This is a genomic window from Lactobacillus xujianguonis (assembly GCF_004009905.1).
GTDB lineage: Bacteria > Bacillota > Bacilli > Lactobacillales > Lactobacillaceae > Lactobacillus > Lactobacillus xujianguonis.
On record NZ_ML136914.1, the window covers coordinates 1 to 8,956 of the forward strand.

The 8,956-nt window shown below is 37.2% G+C and carries 9 protein-coding genes; 8 read left to right on the top strand and 1 reads right to left on the bottom strand.

Annotated features, from left to right (window positions below; genetic code table 11):
* Positions 1-128 precede the first annotated feature (128 nt).
* Complete coding sequence (locus tag EJK17_RS10640) at positions 129-662, bottom strand: 3'-5' exonuclease (protein ID WP_103662626.1); 534 nt, start codon at positions 660-662, stop codon at positions 129-131.
* Between the two features lie 93 nt (positions 663-755).
* Between EJK17_RS10640 and murB the strand changes: the two genes are divergently transcribed.
* Genes murB through glmM form a run of 8 tightly spaced genes read left to right on the top strand, consistent with a single transcriptional unit; the run spans position 756 to position 8,745 of the window.
* A complete protein-coding gene (gene murB / locus EJK17_RS10645; protein ID WP_127796420.1) occupies positions 756-1,649 on the top strand; it encodes a UDP-N-acetylmuramate dehydrogenase in 894 nt (297 codons plus the stop codon).
* A gap of 53 nt (positions 1,650-1,702) precedes the next feature.
* Positions 1,703-2,803 carry an ABC transporter ATP-binding protein gene (locus tag EJK17_RS10650; protein WP_103662627.1) on the top strand — a complete coding sequence of 367 codons (1,101 nt, stop codon included), beginning with the start codon at positions 1,703-1,705 and terminating at the stop codon, positions 2,801-2,803.
* Positions 2,796-3,614, top strand: a complete 819-nt coding sequence (locus EJK17_RS10655) for an ABC transporter permease (RefSeq protein ID WP_103662624.1) — start codon at positions 2,796-2,798, stop codon at positions 3,612-3,614. The genes EJK17_RS10650 and EJK17_RS10655 overlap by 8 nt, the downstream gene beginning before the upstream one ends.
* The gene (locus EJK17_RS10660) at positions 3,611-4,423 is read left to right on the top strand and encodes an ABC transporter permease (RefSeq protein ID WP_103662623.1); all 813 of its coding nucleotides are present in this window, start codon (positions 3,611-3,613) and stop codon (positions 4,421-4,423) included. Before EJK17_RS10655 ends, EJK17_RS10660 begins: the two co-directional genes overlap by 4 nt.
* Positions 4,420-5,493 carry an ABC transporter substrate-binding protein gene (locus EJK17_RS10665; RefSeq protein ID WP_103662622.1) on the top strand — a complete coding sequence of 358 codons (1,074 nt, stop codon included), beginning with the start codon at positions 4,420-4,422 and terminating at the stop codon, positions 5,491-5,493. Before EJK17_RS10660 ends, EJK17_RS10665 begins: the two co-directional genes overlap by 4 nt.
* 50 nt (positions 5,494-5,543) lie before the next feature.
* On the top strand, positions 5,544-6,389 hold the full coding sequence (gene cdaA / locus EJK17_RS10670; RefSeq protein WP_103662621.1) for a diadenylate cyclase CdaA: 846 nt from the start codon (positions 5,544-5,546) through the stop codon (positions 6,387-6,389).
* A complete protein-coding gene (locus EJK17_RS10675) occupies positions 6,386-7,357 on the top strand; it encodes a CdaR family protein (protein WP_103662620.1) in 972 nt (323 codons plus the stop codon). Before cdaA ends, EJK17_RS10675 begins: the two co-directional genes overlap by 4 nt.
* A gap of 35 nt (positions 7,358-7,392) precedes the next feature.
* A complete protein-coding gene (glmM, locus tag EJK17_RS10680) occupies positions 7,393-8,745 on the top strand; it encodes a phosphoglucosamine mutase (RefSeq protein WP_103662619.1) in 1,353 nt (450 codons plus the stop codon).
* Positions 8,746-8,956 lie beyond the last annotated feature (211 nt).

Sequence of the window (8,956 nt, forward strand, 5' to 3'; positions counted from 1 at the left end):
AGCCACACATTACCAAAGACTTTAGTTGAAATCAAATGATCAACTTCAGTATAACAACCTATGAAAAAACTACAAGTATTCATAGGTTTATTTGTGATACCATTGTTTTCTTTCAAATTCCGCTTTTGCTATATCTGATAAATTAAGTTTTTGATTGCTTCATCGCCAAACTGCTTTTGTTGAGCAATTAAAATGCCAGCACATGCTTCACTGTCGCTTAAGGCGTTATGGTGGTGCCATAGTTCAACATCTAAGGCATCAGAAACGGTATCAAGCTTGTGGTTAGGCAATTCTGGTTCAAACAAACGGCTAGTTTTCAAAGTATCAATTACTAAGTAATGAGGTTCAGCAATATTATAGCGAGCTAATGACTGGCGCATCACGTTAGTATCAAAGCGAGCATTATGAGCTGCGACTAGCATCCCTGGTTGGTATAATTCTTTAATTTGTGGCCAAACTTCAGCCATGGTTGGCGCGTCTTTGACATCGTCAGCTGTAATTTGGTGGACTTTAATATTTTGTGCATCAAAGGGCATTTGCGGATTAATCACCGTATAAAAGCGATCAACAATTTCATTATTGCGAACCATTATTAAGGCAAGCGAACATGCGCTTTCGGGGTAATGATTAGCAGTTTCAAAATCCATTGCGATAAAATTCATTTTTCTCTCCTTAATAAAGTTAGTATAACATAGTGTCTTAGAGTAGCTTTAGCGTTAAAATAGGAAATGATTATTAAGAGAGGGGCTCGCGCATTGAAATTACTTGATTTAAAAAATGATGGCGTGGATATTCAAGAGCAGATCAAATTAAGCAAATATACTTTTACCAAAACTGGCGGTGCAGCCCAGTATTTAGCTTTTCCAAAAAATAAAACGGAATTAGAGAACTTGGTGCAAGTTGCCTGTGAAGAAGAATTGCCTTTAACTATTATTGGGAATGCTTCTAATTTAATTATTCGTGATGGCGGGATTGACGGCTTAGTTATTATTTTGACCAAAATGAATCAAATTTCTGTTAAGGGTAATAAAGTCGTTGCTCAAGCAGGCGCGCGAATTATTGATACTGCCTTTACAGCAGCTAAAGCTGGTCTAAGTGGTCTTGAATTTGCGGCCGGTATTCCTGGCAGTATTGGTGGTGCGGTCTTTATGAATGCCGGTGCTTATGGTGGCGAAACTCAAAATGCAGTCGACACAGTGACAGTTTTAACTAGAGCTAGTGAATTTAAAACTTACACCAACCAAGAGATGGAATTTTCTTATCGTCATTCATTAGTGCAAGAAAATGGTGATATTGTAGTTGCAGCAACTTTTGCTCTTAAACCAGGTAAAAAGTTAGAAATTTTAGCGCAAATGGATTACTTAAATGCTTTGCGTCGCTACAAGCAACCACTTGAATATCCATCTTGTGGAAGTGTGTTTAAGCGGCCAAAAGGTCATTTTGTCGGCCCAATGATTATTAAAGCAGGTTTACAAGGTAAGCAAATTGGTGGTGCACAAGATTCGACCAAGCATGCCGGTTTCATCGTTAATAAAGGCGGTGCCACTGCTACAGATTACTTAAACTTGATTCATTACATTCAAAAAGTAATTAAAGAAAAGTATGATATTGACTTGCATACAGAAGTAAGAATTATTGGCAAAAAATAAACTAAATGGAGGAACAAGCTACAGGCGCCAGTGCTTGTAGCTATTTTTGTAAGATGGACATTATTCAACTTAAGCATATCAATAAACGTTACGATGACGGCTTTATTGCGCTCAAAGATATCAACCTCAAGATTGAATCTGGCAAGTTCTATTCCTTATTAGGACCTAGTGGTTCAGGCAAATCAACAATCTTACGGATAATTGCTGGCTTTACGCAACCAACTGAAGGTGAAGTCTGGTTTGATGGTAAAAATATTACTGATCTTGATCCGGCTAAGCGACAAATCAATACTGTCTTTCAAAATTATGCCCTTTTTCCACATTTAAACGTTTTTGAAAATGTGGCTTTTGGCCTAAAAATCAAGAAATTACCGCTAAGTCAAATAAAGCCCAAAGTTAAAGATGCCTTACATATGGTGCGCTTAGATGGCTATGCCAATCGTGAGATTTCTGAATTAAGTGGTGGACAGCAGCAAAGAGTGGCTATTGCTAGAGCGATCGTGAATGAGCCTAAGGTGTTACTACTTGATGAATCCTTGTCTGCCCTTGATAAGCGCCTTCGTAAAGAAATGCAATTTGAATTACGGGCAATTCAAAAGAAACTAGGAATCACCTTTATTTTTGTTACTCATGATCAAGAAGAGGCTTTATCAATGAGTGATGAAATTTTCGTCTTAAACGATGGTAAAATTCAGCAAAATGGATCACCAGTTGACATTTATGACGAACCAATTAACGACTTTGTGGCGCGCTTTATTGGTGAATCAAATCTTTTACCAGGACGAATGATTCAAGATTATGAGGTTGAGTTTGCCAATCATCATTTTCAATGTGCTGATGCCGGAATGAAGGCCAATGAAAAAGTTGAAGTAGTAATTCGGCCCGAAGACTTAGATATTGTTGCACCTGAAAAAGGTAAGTTAGTTGCCACGGCTCAAACGCAGCTCTTCTTAGGAGATCACTTTGAAATTAAAGCAATTGATACTGATGAAAATGAATGGCTTATTCATTCAACGAATGGTTGCCAATTAAATGAACGGATTGGTCTGTATTTTGACCCTGAAGATATTCACGTAATGCGACAACATGAAAGTCAAGCTGACTTTGATGCACGACTAGAAAGTTATGAAGGTGAGGAAAGTAACGATGAATAATAAAAAAGCACGTGCTTTCTTTATGGTGCCATATCTGATGTGGATCATCCTGTTTGTGATTTTGCCGATCTTGTTAATTCTGTGGTACTCCTTAACAGATGCTAATCATCATTTTACTTTGAGTAATTTTGCCTTATTTTTTAAAAACGGTACTTTCTTAAAAATGATGCTTAATTCCTTCTGGTATGCCTTTTTAATTACAATAATTACTTTGGTAATTTCATATCCAACGGCGTATTTTTTGACTAAAATCAAAAATCAGCAAATTTGGCTGTTACTAATTATTTTACCTACTTGGATTAATTTGTTGCTCAAAGCCTACGCCTTTATAGGAATTTTAGGTAATAATGGTCTAGTTAATAAATTTTTGCACTTATTTGGCCTGGGACCAGTCAATATTCTATTTACGGATTTTGCTTTTATTTTTGTCGCAACATATATTGAAATTCCCTTCATGATTTTGCCTATTTATAATGCCATTAAAGAGATTAATCCAGCTGTCATTCAAGCTTCTGAAGATTTAGGAGCTAGCAAGTGGCAAACTTTTCGTTATGTGTTATGGCCTTTATCTTGGCCAGGTGTTGAAAGTGGAATTCAAGCGATTTTTATTCCGTCACTTTCTTTGTTCATGTTGACCCGTTTGATCGGTGGTAACCGAGTTATTACCTTGGGGACAGCGATTGAGGAATATTTCATGACGACGATGAACTGGAATATGGGAGCAACTATTGGAGTCGTTTTGATTTTCTTGATGATTGTTGTGATGCTGCTCACTGGTAAAAAGGCTAAAAGAAAGAAGGTCAAGCTATGAAAAAGCGGCAAGTATTGGCGAAAACTTATTTGCTTTTAGTGCTCATCATTTTATACATTCCGATCTTTTATTTGATTTATTTTTCTTTTTCAAGTGGCAAAGATATGAATCAGTTTAAGAGCTTTACCTGGGCACATTATCAAGCCTTGTTTCAAGATAATCGCTTGTTAGCAATTTTCTTAGAAACCATTCTTTTGGCTCTACTTTCAAGTTTAATTGCGACAGTTATTGGAACCATGGGTGCTTTAGCAATTTCTATGGTTCGAAAAAAGTCGCAGCAAAAGGTACTCTTGTCATTAAATAATGTGCTCATGGTCTCACCTGATGTCATTATTGGGGCTAGTTTCTTGATCTTTTTCACCGCTTTAGGAATTGGCTTAAATTTTGGCTCAGTTTTATTGAGCCATATTGCTTTTTCCATTCCGATTGTGGTGTTAATGGTGTTACCGCGCTTAAATGAATTTGATTATGCTTTAGTTGATGCGGCGCGTGATTTAGGAGCTAGTAGCTATCAGGTCTTTACTAAAGTAATGTTACCAGCGCTTATTCCAGGAATTGCGACCGGTTTATTTATGGCTTTAACCTATTCTCTGGATGATTTTGCCGTAACCTTTTTCGTGACTGGTAATGGTTTTTCAACTCTATCAGTTGAAATCTATTCTCGGGCGCGGCAAGGAATTGACTTGGAAGTTAATGCTTTAAGTACCGTGATGTTCTTGTTTGTTCTACTGCTAGTAGGAATTTATTATTTCATTACTGCCCGCAAGAATAAAAAAACGCGCAAAGGACTAGGAGGGCTGATTAAATGAAAAAAGTTATCTGGTCAGTTTTGGCTATCCTTTTAGCCTGTGCGGGCTTAGCATATGGTTCAATTAAGTTAGATCAACCTACTATTAAGACTAAGAAGCAAAGTCTAGTGATCTACAATTGGGGAGACTATCTGGATCCGAAGTTGATTAAAAAATTTGAAAAGCAAACGGGTTATCATGTTGTCTATCAAACTTTTGATTCTAATGAAGCTATGTATACTAAAATTAAGCAAGGTGGAACAGCTTATGATTTGACGATCCCTTCAGATTATATGATTACCAAGATGAGAAAGGCTCATTTATTAGATCGGATTAATGTGAAGAAGATTTCCAATTTTAAAAATATCAATCCTGCCTTTTTGCATCAGAGTTTTGATCGAAAAAATCAATATTCAGTCCCATATTTCTGGGGGACATTAGGAATTGTCTATAATGATAAGTTCGTCAAAAAAGGTACAATCAATAATTGGAACGATTTATGGCAAAAAAAGTTTCGTCATCAGATTTTGTTGGTTGACTCAGCTAGGGATGCAATGGGCATGGCCCTAGTTTCCTTAGGCTATTCGATGAATACTAGCAATAGTTTGCAATTAAAACTAGCTCAAACCAAGCTTAATGGTTTAGGACCAAATATTAAAGCAATCATTTCTGATGAAATGAAGATGTATATGATTCAAAACGAAGCAGCAATTGGGGTTACTTGGTCTGGCGTAGCACGGGAAATGATGGATGAAAATCCGCACTTACATTATGTTATTCCACAGCCTGGTTCAAACTTGTGGTTTGATAATTTTGTCATTCCCCGAACAGCTAAAAATAAAAAAGCAGCTTATCAGTTTATTAACTTCATGCTTGAGCCAAAAAATGCTGCTCAGAATGCAGAATACGTTGGTTATGCTACTCCTAATTTAGCTGCGCAAAAGCTATTGCCAGCCAAAATTAGGGATAATAAACAGTTTTATCCCAATACCGTCACAATCAGGCATTTACACGTCTTTCGGGATTTAGGACCAAAGATTACTCAAGAATATAATGATTTATTTCTAGAATTTAAAATGTATGCCCGTTAATGCGATGAGTTTAGTTATAATTAAAGTAACTATTTGAGAAAGGAGCAGCAATGAACAATTTCAGCTTTTCCATTTTTTTTACTTGGAATAATTTTTCGATTGCTTTAGATGTTTTGATCATGTGGTATCTGGTTTATCACTTGATCATGCTCATTAAGGGAACCAAGGCGGTTCAGTTAGCAAAAGGCTTAGTTTTTATCTTTATTGTGAGAGTAGTTGCCGGCTTATTGCAATTGCACGCCTTAACTTACATTGTTGATCAGATTGTTTCCTGGTCAGTGGTTGGAATCATTATTATTTTCCAACCGGAAATTCGGCGAGGATTGGAACATTTAGGCCGGATGCCGATTTTTAACGGCCGTGAGAATACGGCTCATGATCGCTCGGTTCATTTGGTACAAGAATTAGATAAAGCAATTCAATATATGTCAAAGCGGCGGATCGGGGCATTAATCACTTTGCAACAAGAAACCGGCTTAAATGATTATATTGAAACAGGAATCAAACTTGATGCTGATGTAACTGGCGAATTATTGATTAATATTTTTATTCCTAATACACCGCTTCATGATGGGGCTGTGATTATTAATAAAGATCGGATCGCCGTGGCTGCGGCTTATTTGCCACTATCTGATAGCAGTATGATTCCTAAACGTTTAGGAACCCGGCACCGAGCTGCCGTTGGAATTTCAGAGGTAACAGATGCAATCACAATTGTTGTTTCTGAAGAAACTGGTGGTGTAACGATTACTCGTAATGGTCGCTTTTTATTAGATATGACCAGAGAAGAATATTTGAAGTACCTCAATGCAGAGTTAGTTCCTAAACCAAGTAAGAAGGCTAGCTGGTACCAAAAGATAATGAATAAGTTTTGGAAGTGGGGGGCTGGTCGATGAAAAATTTTTGGAGTAAAAAATGGGTCATTTCAATTGTTTCTTTATTACTGGCAATTCTAATTGTGAGTTATATTGACTCAACCCAAAATGGCTTTTTAACTCAAGGAGAGCCGCGACGGACTAAAGAAACGGCCAATGAGACCCAATCGATTAAAGTCCCATTGCAGGTTTCGGTTGATACTGATCAATATTATGTGGTGGGTTATCCTGAAAAAGTCAAAGTTACGCTTGAAGGTTCTAATGCCTTAGTTACTTCTGCGGTAAACACGCAAAATTTTCGCGCTTATATTGATTTAACTCATAAAAAAGTTGGGCAACATCGCGTTAGAGTGAAAATTAGTGGCTTAAATAAGCAAATTTTCTATAAAGTAAATCCGCGTCATATTACTGTTAATATTCAGCGAAGAAAATCCCGTACCATGCCAGTGCAAATAGAGTATAATAAAAATGCTGTGGCTAAGGGTTATAAATTAGGTCGACCGACAGTTAGTCCTGCACAAGTTGAAGTTACTGGGGCTTTAAGCGAAGTAAACCAGATTGACCAAATTGTGGCTAAAGCGGTTTTACCTAATGGAATCAGTCATAATTTTGAACGACAAGTTATTTTAGTGGCTGAAAATAAGAAGAAGCAACAATTAAATGTTGTCATTCAACCAGCAACAGCTAGAGTAATCTTGCCAATTTCCATTTCGAAGAAGCAGGTGAAATTACACTTGAATTCTAAAAATGAAAATAGTGACAAGGTATATTCGGTAACAGCTAAACAGAGTGGAGTTACTTTGTATGGGGATAAGGATGTTTTGAATAAAATTGATCGTTTGCCTGTCAATGTCGATTTAAAAGGGATTGATGAGAATACGACCAAGAATGTAGCTTTGAAATTACCTAAGGGAGTAGTTAAAGCTCATCCATCTACTGTACAAGTTGAAATTAAAGTTAAAGATGCAAGTAGCTCTAAAACGAATTAAGAGCATTAAATACTTGAGAAAGGTTGTTTAGATAAATGTTAAAATATTTCGGAACTGATGGTGTTCGTGGCGTTGCTAATCAAGGTTTAACTCCAGAAATGGCCTTTAAGTTAGGCCGTGACGGTGGTTATGTTTTGACTAAGAACAAGAAGAATGATGAACAAGCTAAAGTTCTCGTTTCGCGTGATACACGTATTTCAGGTCAAATGCTGGAATATGCTTTAATCTCAGGACTTCTTTCAGTCGGAATTGAAGTTCTTGAAGTTGGCGTGATCACCACTCCAGGTCTTTCATACTTAGTCCGGGCTCAAGGAGCTGATGCTGGGGTTCAGATTTCAGCTTCACACAACCCAGTTGAAGATAATGGGATTAAGTTCTTTGGTAGTGATGGTTTGAAGCTTTCTGATGAAATGGAAGGCGAAATTGAAAAGTTAATCGATGCTTCAGAAGATAAATTGCCTCGTCCATCTGCTGCAGGTTTAGGTACAGTAACCGACTTCCATGAAGGTAGTGCTAAATATTTACAATTTATTGAAAATACCATTCCTGAAGATTTAAGCGGAATCAAAGTGGTTATCGATGGTGCTAATGGTGCTTCAAGTGCGTTAATTTCTAGATTGTTTGCAGATTGTGGTGTCGACTTCACTACCATTTACACTCATCCAAATGGTTTAAACATTAATGATCATTGTGGTGCTACTCATACTGAAAACTTACAAAAAGAAGTTGTTAAGCAAGGTGCCCAACTTGGTTTGGCCTTTGATGGGGATGCTGATCGTTGTATTGCTGTTGATGAAAATGGTAACGAAGTTGATGGGGACCACATCATGTATGTGATTGGTACTTATTTAGCTGATCACGGCCGCTTAAAGAAGGATACGATTGTCACAACAGTTATGAGTAACCTTGGTTTTACTAAAGCCCTTGAAAGAAAAGGCTTGAAGAATGTTCGTACCCAAGTTGGTGACCGTTACGTTTCTGAAGAAATGCGTGCTCATGGTTATAACCTTGGTGGTGAACAATCAGGTCACGTTATTATGAGTGATTACCACAATACTGGTGATGGGATGCTTACTGGTTTGCATTTGATGTTAGTGATGAAGAAGACCGGTAAGTCTTTATCAGAATTATTAGCTGACTTTAAGGAATATCCACAATGCTTAGTCAATGTTCCAATTAAGGATAAGAAGAGCTGGAAGGAACACCAAGCAATTTTGGATGTCATTAAAGAAGTTGAAGCAGACATGGGTGACAATGGTCGTGTTCTTGTTCGTCCTTCAGGTACACAAGACTTATTAAGAGTTATGTCTGAAGGTCCAACACAAGAAGAAACGGATGCTTATGTCGATCGAATTGTCAAAGTAGTTGAAAAAGAAATGGGCAAGTAAATTTGCTAAGGCAAGAGTCTGGGAGAGCCAGGCTTTTTTCTTTTTGGCTAATTATGAGTAAAATAGTATAAGTAGAGATAAAACGTAAGCGTCAAAAACTGAAGTATATTGAAAAAGCGGTCTAGCTTTGATACAGAGTGTATCTGCTAGGCCGCTTTAGTATGCTTCTCTTTTGTTTTACATACTTTCTGAACTTCTTTTGTCCATGGTA